Below are 16,867 nucleotides of genomic sequence, written 5' to 3' on the forward strand. Positions count from 1 at the left end.
TGGAAACACAAAGGTTTTTTGATTTCAAAATTTTTAAATTAACTTGGTAAACAAATTTAAAAATTTCATCAAACATGAGTTTTCAGACCCAATCAGCCGGAGAAGAATACGATGTCATTATCGTAGGATCCGGTGCCGGGGGCGGCATGGCCTCTAAAATTTTATCAGAAGCTGGATTAACAGTGGCAGTCGTAGAGGCTGGAGCTGACTTTGACCCAGCAAAAGAAGAAGACAGGACCCAACTGCGAAATCCATGGGAATCTCCGAGAAGAGGCGGGGGAACGCAAATCCGTCCTTTTGGTGATTTCGATGCCGCCATTGGAGGTTGGGACATGGAAGGTGAACCCTATACCCGGGGAAATGGAACCAAATTCGACTGGTTTCGATCCAGAATGGTCGGTGGAAGAACCAACCATTGGGGGAGAATCTCCCTTCGCTTTGGTCCCAATGATTTTAAAAGAAAAAGCATCGATGGACTCGGGCATGATTGGCCGATCGGCTACGATGATGTCAAGCCCTATTATGACAAAGTTGACAAGTTGATCGGTGTATTTGGGTCCAAGGAAGGGATTTACAATGAGCCTGATGGCTTGTTTCTTCCTCCTCCAAAACCAAGGCTTCATGAGCTTTTCATGATCAAAGGTGCCAAAGGAACCAATTTGCCTATCATTCCCTCAAGACTTTCCATACTCACCCGCCCCATTAACAACGATCGTGGTGTTTGCTTTTTTTGCAAGCAATGCAATCGCGGTTGTCAGGCTTATGCCGATTTTTCTGCCGGAACCTGTTTGGTTCATCCCGCGATGAAAAAAGGAAAGGTGGATCTTTATACCCATGCAATGGTCCGGAAAGTCACCACCAACGATGCCGGCAAAGCCACTGGCGTTTCCTATGTGAACAAACTGGACATGAAGGAATACAAACTCAAGTCCAGGGTAGTCGTCCTTGGTGCATCTGCCTGTGAATCCGCACGGATCATGATGAATTCCAAATCCAAATCACACCCCAATGGATTGGGCAATCACAGCGGAATGCTCGGAAGGTATTTGCATGATTCTACCGGAGCAGATAGAATGGGCATTATTCCAGACCTGGTCAATAGAGAAAGATACAATGAAGATGGTGTAGGAGGCATGCATGTCTATACGCCATGGTGGCTTGACAATAAAAAACTGGATTTTGCCCGAGGCTACCACATTGAATATTGGGGTGGCATGTCCATGCCTTCTTATGGTTTTGGCTTTGCCATGGATACCATGAGGAAATACGTGAAAGACGAATTCGGAAATCCAAGTCCCAACGGGGGCTATGGAGCTGGGCTAAAAAAAGACATCCGAAGTTTTTACGGGACCACTGTCGGCATGTCGGGCAGAGGAGAGAGCATTCCCCAATACTCTAACTATTGTGAAATCGACCCAAATGTGGTGGATAAATTTGGAATCCCTGTTCTCCGTTTCCATTACCAATGGACAGAACATGAAATCAACCAAGCCAAGCACATGCAGGACACCTTTGAGGAAATCCTGACCAACGCAGGAGCGATCTTGATGGGGACTAAACCTGGGCCTGAAACCATGTACGGATTGGCCACCCCGGGAAGGATCATCCATGAGGTCGGGACAACCAGAATGGGAAATGACCCAGCAACATCAGTATTGAACAGCAATTGTCAGGCATGGGATTGTGACAATCTCTTTGTGGTCGATGCGGGCCCATTTGTATCCCAAGCGGATAAAAACCCAACCTGGACCATTTTGGCCCTGTCGTGGAGAACGTCCGATTTCATCATCAGTGAATTAAAAAAGAAAAACATTTAAGACCGGAACCATGAACAGAAGAGAAAATCTCAAACTCCTTTTCACCGGAACAATAGGCTCAGGATTCCTCCTGACCGCTTGCAACCCCGAAGACAAAAAACTGGAATATTCGCCAAAAATAGGAGGCGGTACCGTCGGCGGCCGAATACCCGATGAAGATCTCCGAGACCAAAAATTGCTTTCGGAAACTTTCTTCACTGATGAGGAAAGGAAGAAACTCGATGTCTTGGTGGACATCATTATCCCCAAGGATGACATTTCCGGCAGTGCGACAGAAGTGGGCGTACCTGATTTCATTGAGTTCATGGTGAAAGACCAGCCTTCCTACCAAACGCCCATGAGGGGCGGATTGATGTGGTTGGACCATTTCAGTGAGGACCATTATGGCAAACTCTTTATGGCGCTTTCAGAAAATGAGCGGATGCAAGTCATTGATGCCATCGCTTGGCCGGAAAAAGCAAAGCCAGAAGTGGATACAGGGGTAAGGTTTTTCAACATGATGCGCAATCTCACCGCTACGGGATTCTTCACCACAGAGGTGGGATTCAAAGATCTGGGCTATGTGGGGAACCGGGCAAATGTCTGGGACGGTGTACCAGAGGAGGTCATGAAAAAACATGGGCTCCAATATGAGGAAAAATATCTTTCCGTTTATTTAAAGCCCGAAGATCGAGGCGAAATTGCCCAATGGGATGAGCAAGGAAATCTTATCTGACCATTTCCAAAAAAGAAAGTTCAAATCAAAAAGCCACTGATAATCAGTGGCTTTTTGATTTGAACCCCACTTGGGGTTAGATAATCAGGTTGAAATCTGAAGAAAATTCTTAAAATGAAGATCATAAAAAGCTTGATTAGTTTAAAAAATTGACTAAAATTATCTTTTGAAAGGAACTCAAGCAAGTTCATGATTTATGTAATCGATCACTTGGGTATTCTTTAAACCCGAAATATGCAATAGGTTTCCAAATTGGATCGAAACTGCATGAAAATCAGACTATTGGGACAATAATTCTAGACACCAATAGGGTAAAGTTAAAAATAGTCAACACCTAATTGATTATCAGTAAATTACAATATTGAATTGAGTTCGTAATGCATAAAACGGGTTAAAGTTTTTCTAACAAATCTTAACGGGAAGTCTTTTTATTTATAAAACTACAATCAACTAACCTTACCAAATATTGATGAATATGAAAAGATTGATCTTATTGTTTATCGCCCTTGCGCCGTCGATTACTTTTGCACAATTCGACGAATCCTGGAATCTTCCGGGTTACACGCCAATCGCTGAGATTGTTATTCTTGATCAACTCGAAAATACCGAAGGAATAAAAAAAACTGGGGATATTTTCTCAAAGGCAAAGGGAGTATTTTCAATCTCTGCGATCAATACCATCCAAAACCGGGCGATGGAAAAATTAAAGACAGAGGCCTCACTTAGGGGCGCAAGTCATCTCTATATCAAAAATTTCAACCCTGAAAACAGCGTTTTTTCCAAGACAGCCAGTTATTCAGCTTCAACTTATAGGCAAGAGGGTGAAATAAATTTTACAAAAGCACGTGATTTTCTAAAGGATAACCAATTGCAAATTGAGTTGAGCAGAAAATACAATCGAAATGCATGGAAAGTCATTGATCAGATTCAGTCCAAACCGGTACAAAGAATAAAAGTCGAGGACATTCAGGAAAAAGGGGGAAGAATTTTGGTGAAAATATTTACTTCTGAAAACCAAGCCATCCTTTGCGAAGTAATTGGATTGTCGGATACCCGGATTTTACTGACCACAGAAACAAGGGGAAATGAAGAGTTTGAACTTCTGGGATTGGGAATAAGGGATAAAAACGTGAATATCATCCAAAATCGCCAATAAGAACCCTTCCAAAAACCGACATTGATCGGATTACGATTCAAGGAACAGCACTCATTTCAAAAAAAGGCAGTCGAATGACTGCCTTTTTTTGAAATGAGAATATCCTGAATGCAATGTTAAAACCCGAAATATGCATTGGGCTTTCAAATGGGGTTGGAACTGCAAGAAAATCAGACTTTTAGAAAATAAGGCGCATTACCGATATGATGCAGTTAAAAATAGCAAACAACTGACTGATTATTAAGCTATTTCATCCTGTATTAGTAATGCATACTACGTAGAAACCATGGAATCAGGAAAGGAAGCCGATCCGATTTGAATTTGCCTGCGGTCAAGGGCATTGTCAATCCGGCTGTGGGCGCGTTTTTACGCTCAGCAGATTGATTCTTTGATCTGAATTCAAAAGGTCCCAAAATTTGTAACAAAACCATGTGTATATCACTGGATTGAAAACACCTGAATAGTTACAAAGAACTCAATTAGCCCGTTTATTTGTTGCCTCTGAATTAAAACCCTATTTTTGGGGAAATTTTATTTTCATGACCAAGCCATTAATTTCTGTTGTCATCACCGTCTTCAACGAAGAGGAGAATATCAAACCCCTGTTAGCCTCCACATATTCAGCACTGAAGGATTTGGATTATGAAGTCATTTTGGTGGAAGATGGCGCCACAGACAAGACGGTGGCGGAAGTGAAAAAATATGCCAACAACCGAACAAAACTGATCATATTCAATAAAAACTATGGTCAGACCACGGCTCTTTCCGCAGGGATAGACATGGCCAGCGCCGAATACATCGCGACCATGGACGGTGATCTTCAAAATGACCCAACGGATATCCCGATGATGTTGGAAAAAGCCATTTCCGAAAACTGGGATGTCGTGGCAGGCAGAAGAGCCAACAGACAGGATGGGTTTGTGCTCAGAAAGTTTCCAAGTAAAATCGCCAATTGGGTGATTCGGAACACCACCAAAGTTTATTTGAACGATTACGGATGTAGCCTAAGGGTATATCGGGCTGATATCGCCCAAAACATGGGGCTGTACGGAGAGCTCCACCGATTTATCCCGGTTTTGGCCAAGCAAGAAGGCGCCACCATGACAGAAGTGGATGTGAAACACCATCCCCGGATCCACGGAACCTCTAAATACGGCTTGAGCAGGACTTTTAAGGTAATGGCGGATTTGATCCTGATGCTGTTTTTCCAAAAGTATTTTCAACGCCCCATCCATATTTTCGGAACCTTGGGGATGTTGTCTTTTTTCGTGGGAATCGTGATCAACATTTATTTGCTTGTCGAGAAAATCCTCGGGGGAGACATTTGGGGCAGGCCAATACTCCTGTTGGGATTTATATTCCTTTTGGCAGGGATCCAGCTCATTACCACAGGTATTGTTGCTGAGATCATCGTGAGAACGTATTTTGAATCCCAGAACAAAACCACTTACAAAATCAAATCTGTTTTTCAGGGTGAATAAAAAAACAATCAAATTAATCTTAAAGCTGATCCTGACGGGGTTGGCTATTTTTTTGGTTTTCCGGAAAATCGATACCGATCAACTCTTATCGGTGATCATCACCGCAAAGTGGACTTGGCTTTTTATCGCGATGCTGCTTTTTATTCTGAGTAAATTTCTGACAGCCTTGCGCCTCAATGCCTACTTCCGGAATATTGGCCTTTACATCTCCGAAATCCACAACATCAAGTTGTACAGTATCGGGATGTTTTACAACCTTTTCTTACCCGGTGGAATGGGTGGCGATGGTTACAAGGTGTACATGCTCAACAAACATCACGGAACGCCTCTAAAACCCTTGCTTCAATCTGTCCTACTCGACAGATTGGGTGGCTTAGTGGCCATCCTTTTCCTTCTTTTTGGCTTGGTCTTGGTAGTAAAAATCGATTTCCCCTTACTCAATGATTTCCCTCTTAAAACTTTGAGTTCTATTGGGCTACTATTGGTTTTTCCGGTTTTTTTCCTTGTTCAAAAACTGATGTTCAAAAAATTCCTCCCCTCCTTCCTGTTGGCCAATTTGTATTCCATCATGGGTCAGGTAATCCAATTGGTCTGTGCCTATTGCATCTTGATCTCCTTGGGCATTAATGAAAATATATTGGAATACCAGTTTGTGTTCTTGGTATCCTCCATCATCGCTGTGCTCCCGCTGACCATTGGGGGTGTGGGTGCGCGGGAACTTGTCTTTATTTTTAGCCATGAATATGTAGGGATCGATAAAAATGCCGCTGTAGCCTTCAGTTTGATTTTCTTCCTGATCTCCGCTATTGTCTCCCTGATGGGCGCATTTCCAAAATCAGGATTCCACAAAAATTGAATAAAGCATCTTTGGATCTGGGGAATCTTGAAAAAAAATTCCTACTTCTGGAAATTGTCGATTGTATAATGGGAACTAAGACGCTGGCAAAAAAAATCCAGTGGCCAACCAGTTGTAGGCAATCCCCGCAAGGATTCCGATGACGATGATTAAAGGTGAGGCGAGCCTGGAAAACTGCAAAAGCAAATAGGTGCAAACGATGGCCAAGATATTGAAGAGATTGGCTTCAAGAGGCTCAAAAAGCAGATAAGCTGCCGCGATCAGCATTCCGCAACTTACCGCATTGATCCCTTCCAATGCCGCGCGTACCGGCCTGTATTTCTTCAATTGATCCCAAAAACGGATGACGAAGAATATCAGAAACGTTCCGGGTAAAAATATCCCTGCAGCAGCGATAAATCCTCCCATCAGAAAACCCCCGAGCCCAAAATCCCTCATGGACAAAGCCCCAACGTAGGAACTGATGCTGAAAGTCGGCCCAGGTATTCCCTGTGAGATGGCATAACCCGTCAAAAACTCCTCAGAGGACAGAAATTTTTTGAATTCTACAAATTCAGTATACAGGTAGGGAACCAAAACTTGCCCGCCTCCAAAGATCAAACTCCCATTTCGGTAAAAATTTTCGAAGAGCAATACCGATTGATTCTTGGTCAATGCACCGAGGACTGCCGCCAAAACCAGAATCCCACCCCAAAGGTAGAAATTGGACCAGGAGATGACCAGTTTTTTATCTCCCTCCTCTTTTGGCTGCTTGTGGTATTTGAGTGAGGTGGCAATCCCCCCAACCAACAACAGCACGGGAAAAACAAATGGAGAATTATAGAAGAATGAAATAAAGGCCGAAAACATCATCAGCATCATCGCTTCTGTTGTTTTGATCATTTTGAAAATTGTCTTCTGAGCGGCATAAATGATAAAACCGATTGCCATGGGCTGGATGAATTTTGCGAAATTCAAGGCGCCAGGGGTGTTTTCCTGGAGAAAATCTATCAAAAATGCCGCGATGATCATCAGCAACGTGGCAGGCAAAATCCAGACAAAAAGTGAGAGGTAAGCTAGAAATGGACCTCCGATTCGGAAACCAATGGCAGAAATCGTTTGGGTCGAGGTCGGACCCGGAAGGACCTGACACAAGGCATTCAATTCCCAGAGTTCTTCTTCCGTTATGTAGCCCCTCTTTTTGACCATGGTATCCAATACCATGGCCAAAAAGACTTGTGGGCCTCCAAATGCAGTCACAGAAAGCAACAATACATCCTTCAAATAAAGAAAATACCGTCCTTTCCTGGTTTTCATGGTTTATTTTTTTAAACCCAGTTCTCTCAAACGCTCATCGAGAAATTCACCAGCTGTCGCATCGGGAAATTGTTTTGGATGGGATTCGTCAATACAGCTTTCCAAGCAAGTTAGGTCCATCTCAGACCTAGGATGCATAAAAAACGGAATGGAATACCTGCTTGTGTGCATCATTTCCCGAGGAGGATTGACCACTCTATGGATGGTGGACTTTAATTTCTTGTTGGTCAACCTTTCCAGCATATCGCCCACATTGACAACAAGTTGGTCGGGCAATGCGGTGATTGGAATCCATTTTCCATCCCTTCTCAAAACTTGCAAACCGTCTGCGCTTGCGCCCATAAGAAGGGTGATCAGGTTGATGTCTCCGTGTTCGGCTGCGCGTACGGCATCTGCAGGCACTTCATCGGGGTTTTCTATCGGAAAATAGTGTATTTGTCGTAGGATGGAATTGCCATAAATGACTTTTTCTTCGAAAAAATCTTCAGGAAGTTCTAGGTGAAGTGCAATGGCCCGGAGCATATTTTTACCGGTTGATTCAAGCGTACGGTAGGTTTCCAAACCAATTTCCCTGAATTTCGGCAATTCCTCTGGCCAAACATTTTCTGGATATTCAGCCCTGATCGGATCAGTGTCGGGGATAAAACCCAAATCCTGGCCAATATGGTAAAACTCCTTGAGGTCGCCCGTATTTCTACCTTTGGCGTGTTCTTTTCCTTTACCGGTATAGCCTCTTTGAAACCCTATTTCAGGTTTCTCATATTTTGTCTTGATCGAATCGGGAAGGGAAAAGAATTCCTGGATCGTCGCATAAATATTGTTTTGCAAATCTTTGCTCAATCCGTGGTTCTTGATCGCCACAAATCCGATATTTTGATAAGCTTCTCCTAATTTTTTTACAAAAGCTGCCTTTTTTTCAGCATCTCCAGAAGTAAAATCCGCCAAATCAAGTGAGGGGATTTCATCATATAAAATCTCAGTCATAAGGGTATAATTTATACCGAAAGGTAAGCTATTTTAAACTAAATTTAAATAACTTTAGCGGATTACCCTTAAACCCATGAAGAAAACAAGCCTTTCTCTTTTGCTGTCAATCCTACTTTTATCCTATTCCTGCGATTCCAAAAGGGAGAGAAAAAAAGAAACTATTATTACCCACGAAACTGCTGATAGTATTTCCTCCGTATTACCTGAAATCAGTTTTTTCCATTATGAGGAGAAAAACGATTATCCGGATGCCATCATCGAAATGTACACCCCTCTGAGCAATCAGAGTTTTAGACCAGGAAAAGTCCCCTTCGAATTCAATATAAAAAACTATCCCTTTGCCGAAGGATTGAGTGGGTTTCAGTTGAATTTGATCTTGAATTCGGGAGATCCGATTGGCTACAACATGCCTATTTTCCAAAGAGAGCTAAAGGAAGGCACCTATAGGGCTGTCGCCTATTTGATCGATCCTGAAGGCCTTGCCTTAAAAGAGTTCGGGAATTATATCGACAGGGATTTTACGGTCGGTGACACAAGGGCATTCCCCTATTTCGCCGAACCTTCCGTCTTTCTGAATCTTCCCAAAAACCAACAAAGCTACAGTCCGGAACAGGAAGTGATCATCGATTTTTTGGTGGTCGGTGGAGACATGAAAGCAGATGGACTCAAAGTCCAAATTAGCGTGAATGAATTTTCCTACGAAATAGAGGAAATGACTCCAGTAAGAGTGGCCAACCTCCCCAAGGGAGAATACAGGCTGTATGTAAACCTAGTTAGGAAAGATGGAAAGGAATTGGATGGCGCATTCTCAAGAGTGAGCAAAACAATCATCATCGAGTAAATTCAAGGTTTACCCGGCTTTGAAGGCCTAATTGTTTTTTTAGAAACCAATCCAATGCTCAAATACAGTTTCATTTTGTGGAACATCCTTATCTTTACACTTCAAACAGGCATATTAACAAAGGATTATGTTATTAGTAAATACCATTAGAGACCACTTCGAAACCGTGTTGGAAGGTTTGCAAAAACGCAATTTCCCTCATGCGGAAGCCGCCCTTCATCAGGTGTTGGAATTGGATAAGAACCGGAAGGAAACCCAAGTGGAAAGGGACCGATTGCAGGCAGAATCCAACAGTACGTCCAAAGAAATCGGAGCCTTACTCCGAGAAGGAAAAAAGGAAGAGGCCGAAAAAATCAAATCCCGGACAACGGAAATCAAGGAACAGATCAAGTTGTTGGAAGATACCTACTCCAATTACGAAGAGGATTTGAAACAACTTTTGTATACGCTTCCAAACGTCCCACATTATTCCGTCCCATCCGGAAAATCCGCAGATGACAACGAGATTGTTTTCGAACATGGGGAAATCCCCGAACTCTTTGAAGGAAAACTTCCCCATTGGGAGTTGATCAAAAAATATGACATCATTGATTTTGACCTTGGTGTCAAAATCGCAGGAGCTGGTTTTCCAGTTTACAAAGGAAGGGGTGCGCGTCTTCAGCGGGCACTGATTAATTTTTTCTTGGATGAGGCCATAAAAGCAGGCTTTATCGAGATTCAACCTCCAATTTTGGTCAATGAGGATTCTGGCTACGGCACGGGTCAGTTGCCTGATAAGGAAGGTCAAATGTACGAGGCTACCGCTGACAAACTGTACCTGATCCCAACGGGAGAGGTGCCCATCACCAACCTTTACCGGGATGTGATCCTCAACGAGGTGGAATTGCCGATCATGAATGTCGGGCATACACCCTGCTTCAGAAGGGAAGCAGGAAGCTGGGGAGCCCATGTCCGTGGACTCAACAGGTTACACCAATTTGACAAAGTGGAAATCGTTCAGGTGGTCCATCCGGACAAATCCTATGAAGTGCTGGAGGAAATGAGCCAATATGTGCAGGGATTGCTCCAAAAACTGGAACTTCCCTATAGAGTTTTGAGACTTTGCGGAGGAGATATGGGCTTTACGTCGGCCCTGACATACGACATGGAAGTGTATTCCGCAGGTCAGGACAGATGGCTTGAGGTGAGTTCTGTCAGCAATTTTGAGACTTACCAAGCCAACAGGCTGAAGTTGAGATTTAGGGGGGAAGACAAGAAACCCCAGCTGGCGCATACCTTGAATGGAAGTGCCTTGGCCTTGCCTAGGATCGTGGCAGCCATTCTGGAAAACAACCAAATCGAAGATGGCATCAATATGCCAAAGGTGTTGATTCCTTATTTGGGATTTGACATGATTTAGATAAAACCCAAAATATGCAATAGGTTTCCATATGGGATTGAAACTACAAGAAAATCAGACCATTGGGAGAATAATTCCCGACACCAATAGGGCGAAGTCAAAAATAGTCAACACCCAATTGATTATCAGTAAATTACATTATTGAATTGAGTTCGAAATGCATCAAACGGGTTAAAAAAAGGCCGGGTGGTATGTATACCCGGCCTTTTTTTTATTTTTTCTAGTTGCCATTTATTTCGACATCGATTTTTTTGGTCTTCACCTTTACATCCTTGTCTTTGGTGTTGAACTTGATTTCAGTTTTACTGTCTTTTTCAACTGTTACTTCTTTGACTTCTGTGGTTTTCTCAGAACCACAAGCGCCTAAAAATCCCAAACCAAGTATCATGAATACGTATACTGTCTTTTTCATATTGTCAATTGTTATTTAATAGCAGTATTCAAATATCAGACCAAAGACCTAGAATCAATTGTTCGAAAAAACTCCCTCTTAAAGTCATGTAAATGAAAAGGGCTCAGATTTACCAATCTGAGCCCTTTCCCTACTATTTTAACTTTCCTTCGGTATCGGTAAAATTACCGGTAATGGTGACATTGTTTCCTTTTCTCACTTGACCATAGATAGTGATGCTGTTTCCCGAACCCACAAATTCAATGGTTGCTCCACTGTTGAGGTTAAGATCCCCATAGAAAACAGCGGATCCAGAAATTCTCAAGACAGCATTGCTGTTGATGGATAGGGTATTGTTCTTTTGGTATTGTCCGAAGGCAAAAGTACCGTTCATCTTTTTTCCATGAGAAGACACCTGATTGTGAAAACGAAAGAATTATGAAGAAAGGTGCGGAACTCCTATCTACGCGGTTATTTCCTGAGGACTTTGATGTGTTCAATTTTTTGACCCCATTTGATTTCCACCACAAAAACGCCTCTTGGAATACGCTTGGCTACTTGGCTAAGAATTTCGTTCATTTCTGACTCATTTCTGACTGACTTATCAACAGTTTGACTCATGGGATGAATTATTCTAAAAGTAATGGGTTCGTCATCATACTGATTTCTGTCCATAAGACTGATCCTGAGCTGTTCTCCATCAGTAGGGTTAGGGTAAGCCCTCCATACACCCTCTGTGAATTGAAGTGCCGGTATCCTTACGGACAGGACTTTTGAATAATCCATTTTCCCAGAGAAGCCGACTTGTTTGAGTCTATAATAAACCGTCCCGCCGGTCAAGGGTAAATTTTTGTCCTCAAAATTATAATAAGCCGGTTCGTCAGAATATCCCATACCGTCAACTTTCCCAACCGCTTCCCAATTGTTGATATTTTGAAAAGACCGTTCCACTTCGAAATGTGAATTTTCCCATTCCTTGGCAGTCGCCCAAGTAATTTCCGCCAGTCTATCTTCATGCAGGTACTCGGCTTTGATGAAAATGTATTCGACAGGGAGGATGCGTACGTTAGCGTAAACTATGAACACACGGCCCTTACCACCATTACCTCCTCCTCCTGTTCCAGCTCCACCACCAGAACCAATTCCCAGTGCAGATTCACCAGGACCACTCACATTTCCGCTTCCACCAAGAAATGATCCATTTGGTGCTCTACCACCATTAATAAAATTATCTTTTACAGTTCCATTGAAATTGTAACCGACTCCGCCACCGCCGCCGCCATAATTGACTGTTGTTCCAAATAAATCATATGCAATACCTAAGCCTCCTCCTCCGCCATCCCCTTGGCCATTACCTGCAGCTTTACCGAGTTGGCCAAGACCTGCGGCTCCACCTCCACCACCGCCAACTGCTGCTCCACCTTGTGGCCCCCCAACATCTGCAAAAATACCCTTACCTCCTATATTTCCATTTGCTCCATTACTTGCACCACCTGTTCCTTCATAATTACTAGGTCTAAAAAAGCCTCCACCACCACCCGAAGCCCCTGTTGTACCATTAGCTACATCAATAGAGCCAAATGATCCTCCTGTCCCACCCCCTAGAGCTGAGAAAGACACTGCATTTCCATCAACATTACCTGTTAGCGAAGAAGGCTCTCCGTTTTGGCCTCGCACCATTTCATTTGCTGCTCCACCTCCACCTTCACCAACCTTGATGTTAAACGTAGTACCATCAGGCATGCCAAACTCTGCTGAGGTAGAAACATAGCCAGGCACTAATCCACCAGCTCCACCGCCACCAGCAGCTTTTCCAGCCCCGCCGCCACCCCCGCCGGCTATGACTACTAAATCAAAATCTACAAGACCCTCCGGTGCAATCCAATCTGTATCGCAAGTGAATTCTATGATGGTAGCACCACTTCTAGAGCCATCGTCAATTACAGTAAAACAACCATCAGGGGCGATTGGCGGGCAGGAATAGGATATGATAACTAAACCACTTCCTCCATTTCCTCCATTTGAGTTACCCTTAGCTCCTCCGCCACCCCCGCCAGGAGCTGAACCATTCTGGCCGTTTGTGTTTTGGCCTGTACCAAAGCCCCCAGGACCACCAGCTCCCCCTGTGGGGCCACCACCATTTCCTCCGTCACCACCTGTATTGGCACCTCCTACCACTCCGGGATCACCGTTATTTGTTGTGCCCTCACCACCAGTACCTATTGTTGTACCAATTGCTCTGTTTCCGCCGTATGCATAGACTATACTCGAAGTCAAAGGGTCTGGATTGGTTGGATTTCTGGTGACATAACTAGGATTACCATTTTGACTAGGATTATTGGTTTGTCCTACACCACCTGCCCCAATTACTACATTTAATACATTACCTGGATTAACTGGCATACTTACCATGGAATAACCTCCACCTCCTCCACCAGCATTATTATTATTCACACGACCGCCGCCGCCGCCGCCCCCCCCCCATACCTTGATGGTGATTTCGGTAATCCCTGCAGGTACAAAAAACTCTCCATTAGCATCAAACACTGCAGCACAAGTTCCAAAGAAAGTAATATTTCTATCTTTTAAATCAACGGTACAAGCATCTCCATTCCTTCTAATGGTAAGTATTTCTAAAGAAGTTAAGTCTGGATTATTAATGCCTACTGTCGTAAAAGTACCTCTACCGTTAACCACATTTACAGTAGCTGTCAATGGCACTGGATTGGTATTTGCCAAACCCAATGAATAAGTAATTGTATAGGTTCCGTTTGGAAGATTGGATGTAGTACCTCGAATGGTCACAATTGCAGGACCTCCTTCGAAGCTAGGCGATACAGAAGTAGTGGAAGTCAATTCATATAAAGGGGTCACTATTATAGTGCCTGTAGCGGAAACGGTGCCGCATCCACCAGTTAAAGGTATCGTGTAATTAAATGTCCCGGATTCTGAAGGAGTTCCGGTTAGAGTTATAATATTGGAATCCCAATTTGGTGTAACACCGGCAGGTAAGCCCGTCGGAATTCCGATTCCAGTGGCCAATGAAGTTCCTATGGATACAGGTAACATCATTTCGTTGGCACATACTCTTGGAATGGTAGTAGGGGGTGTAAATCCATTACGTCTAATATTAATTGTATTTGAAGAAGTGGAATTTACAGCAGTACAATTATTTGGATTTGTATAGTTTACAGAGAGGGATTTGTTACCAGGTGTTAGCCATCTAACCGTAATTGTATTATCGGAAGCACTACCCCCTGAAACGATGGTAAAGTCGGTTCCTGCTACACCAGGTAATCCCCATTGATAACTGCTCTGTCCCGCTTGTGTAGTGTAAACTCTATCTTCATTTACACAGATGCCAGTGGGGGGTTGATCGGTAAATGAAGGTGTTGGTAGAGTGTAGACTTCTTGCAAACCAGAGGGATTTGAGAAGACTGTCGTTCCACAAGCGTTCGTTACCCTCACATAATAATACCGTTGCCCTACCGTATTAGAAGGTGGAAGATATGTATTTGAAGTTGCCCCTGTAATGGCAGTACCGCCAGTGTTAGATTCAGAAGTATTACCAAACCATTGATAGCTCAGCCCTGTTCCTAATCCAACAGAAAGTGGGGCAAAAGTGCCATTCAGACAACTTCCTTGTGCAGGTAAAGTTAAAGGCTCTATGATTGCTGGAGCTGCATTGACAGTGATAGTGCCTGTTGCAGCAACGTTTCCACAACCCCCAATTAGGGGAATACTATAATTGAATACACCATAAGCTGTTGGTATTCCAGAAATTGTAATTTGGCTTCCTGACCAAGTTGCACTTACACCTGGAGGAAGCCCGTTTATGCCAGAGTTGTCTCCAGCATTGCTAATCCCGGTGGCAGATGTGGTGGTATGCGTGATAGGGGCTATTGCCGAATTGATGCATACAGGAGGGGGACTTGACGCAGGAGTTACCGAATTTCCCGGGTTAACAACAAATGCACCCGAAATAGAGCTGGGTACGGTATTGCCGCAGGCACCTGAGACCTCCACGTAATAATAAGTAGTGCCAACATTTACGGAGGAAGGAGTATAATCATGTGCTGTTTCTCCAGATATTGCAGTTCCACCAGTATAGGCAGCTGTTGTATTGCTAAACCACTGGTAGGTAAGTCCAAAGCCTTCACGAACAGAAATTGGATTAAAAGGCGTTCCTGGGCAGGAGGTTTGACCTGCTAAACTTTCGTTTACAGCGCTAACAACTTCATTTACTGTGATCGTACCTGTAGCGTTAACTGTTCCACAACCACCGGTTAAAGATATTGAATAGTTGAAAATTCCTGTTTGGGTTGGAGTCCCTGTAAATTCTATTTGATTATTGTTAAAATTCACCGAAATCCCTCCAGGTAGACCTGTTGCATCACCTATTCCGATAGCTCCATTAGTAGGCTGAAAAACATTTGCTGGGATTGGAGTATTTCTACAAAAAGTATTAGCTGTGATTGTGCCCGCTGTGTTGTTTGGTGTTACTCTAATTGTACCTTGTATGGAATTTCCTTCACAACTTCCTTCGGGTCTGATAGTGTAAGTAAATGTGCCAGCTTCGGTAGGTGTTCCAAAGATATTGACATTTCCTTGGTTATAGTTAAAAGAAACACCTTCAGGCAATCCAGTAACTGTAACGTTCAAAGCTCCTCCGACTTCATACAGGACAGGGCTTACACTTCCGCCAATACAAAATGTCTGTTCCTGCGGTCCTGAAATTAAAGCAGGGGCAGGACAGGTCCATGATACGACAATTCTGCCATTTCCACCATTCCCCCCTCGAAGTGAAGTCCCACTTTTCCCACCGATTCCACCACCACCACCTCCTGGCGAAGTTCCTGCTATTCCTGAAAGTCCATTATTCCCGCCTGGACCACCATTTCCCGCATTATTGATACCTATACCGCCTACACCGCCTGTTGTGGTGGTAGTACCACCGCCAGGGTTTCCAACTCCTGAGAAATTGCCGGCTGCACCACCGCCAGTTCCTCCATTGTTGTTGCTGGTTGAAGCATTAGGGGATCCTCCACCTGCGAAACTCGACCCTGCATCCCCACCGATTGTCCCACCACCAGCACCTCCTGTACTTGAATTTCCTGCACCCCCACCCAATGCCGAAAGGCTTCCAAAAATAGAATTTCCACCTGCAGTGGAGGTGATAGTTTCCCCACCTCCAACTCCACCGGTTCCAATCGTAAAATTAATTGTTCCTAAAGAAGTAACTGAGAAAGAAGCGGCTCTTAAAAACCCTCCTCCACCGCCTCCGGCTGCTGACCTATTATTATTAAAATGGTAACCGCCGCCCCCGCCCCCGCCCCACATTTGGACCTCAACGGAAGTTACCCCATGGGGGACGATAAAGGTCCCGCTTGTATTGAAGGTCCTTGTTTCTGTTTGGCCAAAAACCCTAAGACTAAAAAGCATCACAACCATTACCCCAAAAAACATCCGGGCGAATTTTAAAAATTGGCTATTTGTGATTCTCAAATTATTCACGATATCCAGGATAATTGAAGAAAACTAAAAAAAAACCCATACTACTTCTTTAATCAAATGGTTTTATAAATTTTTAAAACTAAAATTAACGCAGGTGATAATAACCGAAAATTTGACCTACGAACAACAAACAGCCAAATTTTGGAACAATGATACATAAAAATTGTTTAAAAACAATGCGAATTCAAATTTCGTAGCCTATTTACTGCATTTAAAAACCTTTTTTTTGGTTTTCATACCGAGGCAGTGACTAAAAATCAGAACTGTATTTTTTTGAAAATTCAAATAATTTCCACTGTTTTCATGACCATTTTACTTTTTGCCTTTTCTAGGAAGAACAACGGTAAAAACATCTGGAAATCTTAGCCAAAATCTCACATAATTTTTCACCTGTTTAGGCTATTTACTATGACT

Annotated in this window: 12 protein-coding genes; 7 read left to right on the top strand and 5 right to left on the bottom strand. The window is 43.4% G+C overall.

Translation table 11 applies throughout. From position 1 onward, the window contains the following. The first annotated feature begins 74 nt into the window (after window positions 1–74). The 5 genes from Q7J63_RS07645 (at window position 75) to Q7J63_RS07665 (ending at window position 6,025) form a co-directional block, all read left to right on the top strand. On the top strand, window positions 75–1,817 hold the full coding sequence (locus Q7J63_RS07645) for a GMC family oxidoreductase (RefSeq protein ID WP_019596255.1): 1,743 nt from the start codon (window positions 75–77) through the stop codon (window positions 1,815–1,817). Between the two features lie 10 nt (window positions 1,818–1,827). Beyond that, entirely contained in the window at window positions 1,828–2,532 is a 705-nt protein-coding gene (locus tag Q7J63_RS07650; protein WP_304885151.1) for a gluconate 2-dehydrogenase subunit 3 family protein, read from the top strand. Between the two features lie 475 nt (window positions 2,533–3,007). Continuing rightward, window positions 3,008–3,688, top strand: coding sequence for a hypothetical protein (locus Q7J63_RS07655; RefSeq protein ID WP_304885153.1), 681 nt, complete (start codon window positions 3,008–3,010; stop codon window positions 3,686–3,688). Between the two features lie 539 nt (window positions 3,689–4,227). Then, complete coding sequence (locus tag Q7J63_RS07660) at window positions 4,228–5,169, top strand: glycosyltransferase family 2 protein (protein WP_304885155.1); 942 nt, start codon at window positions 4,228–4,230, stop codon at window positions 5,167–5,169. Next, window positions 5,162–6,025 carry a lysylphosphatidylglycerol synthase transmembrane domain-containing protein gene (locus Q7J63_RS07665; protein ID WP_304885157.1) on the top strand — a complete coding sequence of 288 codons (864 nt, stop codon included), beginning with the start codon at window positions 5,162–5,164 and terminating at the stop codon, window positions 6,023–6,025. Before Q7J63_RS07660 ends, Q7J63_RS07665 begins: the two co-directional genes overlap by 8 nt. Window positions 6,026–6,100: 75 nt before the next feature. On the opposite strand, the gene chrA is transcribed toward Q7J63_RS07665, so the two are convergent. Both chrA and Q7J63_RS07675 read right to left on the bottom strand, forming a co-directional pair. Then, a complete protein-coding gene (chrA, locus tag Q7J63_RS07670) occupies window positions 6,101–7,321 on the bottom strand; it encodes a chromate efflux transporter (protein ID WP_304885159.1) in 1,221 nt (406 codons plus the stop codon). Window positions 7,322–7,324: 3 nt separating this feature from the next. After that, a complete protein-coding gene (locus tag Q7J63_RS07675) occupies window positions 7,325–8,305 on the bottom strand; it encodes an isopenicillin N synthase family oxygenase (RefSeq protein ID WP_304885161.1) in 981 nt (326 codons plus the stop codon). A gap of 76 nt (window positions 8,306–8,381) precedes the next feature. On the opposite strand from Q7J63_RS07675, the gene Q7J63_RS07680 reads away from it, so the two are divergent. Further along, window positions 8,382–9,149: a hypothetical protein gene (locus Q7J63_RS07680; protein WP_304885163.1), complete on the top strand. Its 768-nt coding sequence runs from the start codon at window positions 8,382–8,384 to the stop codon at window positions 9,147–9,149. Between the two features lie 127 nt (window positions 9,150–9,276). Next, window positions 9,277–10,548, top strand: coding sequence for a serine--tRNA ligase (serS, locus tag Q7J63_RS07685; protein ID WP_019596244.1), 1,272 nt, complete (start codon window positions 9,277–9,279; stop codon window positions 10,546–10,548). Window positions 10,549–10,768: 220 nt separating this feature from the next. Here the strand turns inward: serS and Q7J63_RS07690 are convergent, their stop codons facing one another. The 3 genes from Q7J63_RS07690 to Q7J63_RS07700 all read right to left on the bottom strand — a co-directional run bounded on the left by Q7J63_RS07690 (window position 10,769) and on the right by Q7J63_RS07700 (window position 16,453). Then, a complete protein-coding gene (locus Q7J63_RS07690; protein ID WP_304885165.1) occupies window positions 10,769–10,960 on the bottom strand; it encodes a hypothetical protein in 192 nt (63 codons plus the stop codon). Between the two features lie 133 nt (window positions 10,961–11,093). Continuing rightward, the gene (locus tag Q7J63_RS07695; protein ID WP_304885167.1) at window positions 11,094–11,333 is read right to left on the bottom strand and encodes a hypothetical protein; all 240 of its coding nucleotides are present in this window, start codon (window positions 11,331–11,333) and stop codon (window positions 11,094–11,096) included. A 77-nt stretch (window positions 11,334–11,410) separates the two neighbouring features. Continuing rightward, window positions 11,411–16,453, bottom strand: coding sequence for a glycine-rich domain-containing protein (locus tag Q7J63_RS07700; RefSeq protein ID WP_304885168.1), 5,043 nt, complete (start codon window positions 16,451–16,453; stop codon window positions 11,411–11,413). Window positions 16,454–16,867: the final 414 nt, after the last annotated feature.

Origin of the sequence: Rhodonellum sp., assembly GCF_030656585.1 — a bacterium.
GTDB classification, from domain to species: Bacteria; Bacteroidota; Bacteroidia; order Cytophagales; family Cyclobacteriaceae; genus Rhodonellum; species Rhodonellum psychrophilum.

Coding starts and splice junctions, on each gene's coding strand:
- Q7J63_RS07645 (WP_019596255.1), top strand. CDS start 75: ATGAGTTTTCAGACCCAATCAGCCGGAGAAGAATACGATGTCATTATC.
- Q7J63_RS07650 (WP_304885151.1), top strand. CDS start 1,828: ATGAACAGAAGAGAAAATCTCAAACTCCTTTTCACCGGAACAATAGGC.
- Q7J63_RS07655 (WP_304885153.1), top strand. CDS start 3,008: ATGAAAAGATTGATCTTATTGTTTATCGCCCTTGCGCCGTCGATTACT.
- Q7J63_RS07660 (WP_304885155.1), top strand. CDS start 4,228: ATGACCAAGCCATTAATTTCTGTTGTCATCACCGTCTTCAACGAAGAG.
- chrA (WP_304885159.1), bottom strand. CDS start 7,321: ATGAAAACCAGGAAAGGACGGTATTTTCTTTATTTGAAGGATGTATTG.
- Q7J63_RS07675 (WP_304885161.1), bottom strand. CDS start 8,305: ATGACTGAGATTTTATATGATGAAATCCCCTCACTTGATTTGGCGGAT.
- Q7J63_RS07680 (WP_304885163.1), top strand. CDS start 8,382: ATGAAGAAAACAAGCCTTTCTCTTTTGCTGTCAATCCTACTTTTATCC.
- serS (WP_019596244.1), top strand. CDS start 9,277: ATGTTATTAGTAAATACCATTAGAGACCACTTCGAAACCGTGTTGGAA.
- Q7J63_RS07690 (WP_304885165.1), bottom strand. CDS start 10,960: ATGAAAAAGACAGTATACGTATTCATGATACTTGGTTTGGGATTTTTA.
- Q7J63_RS07695 (WP_304885167.1), bottom strand. CDS start 11,333: ATGAACGGTACTTTTGCCTTCGGACAATACCAAAAGAACAATACCCTA.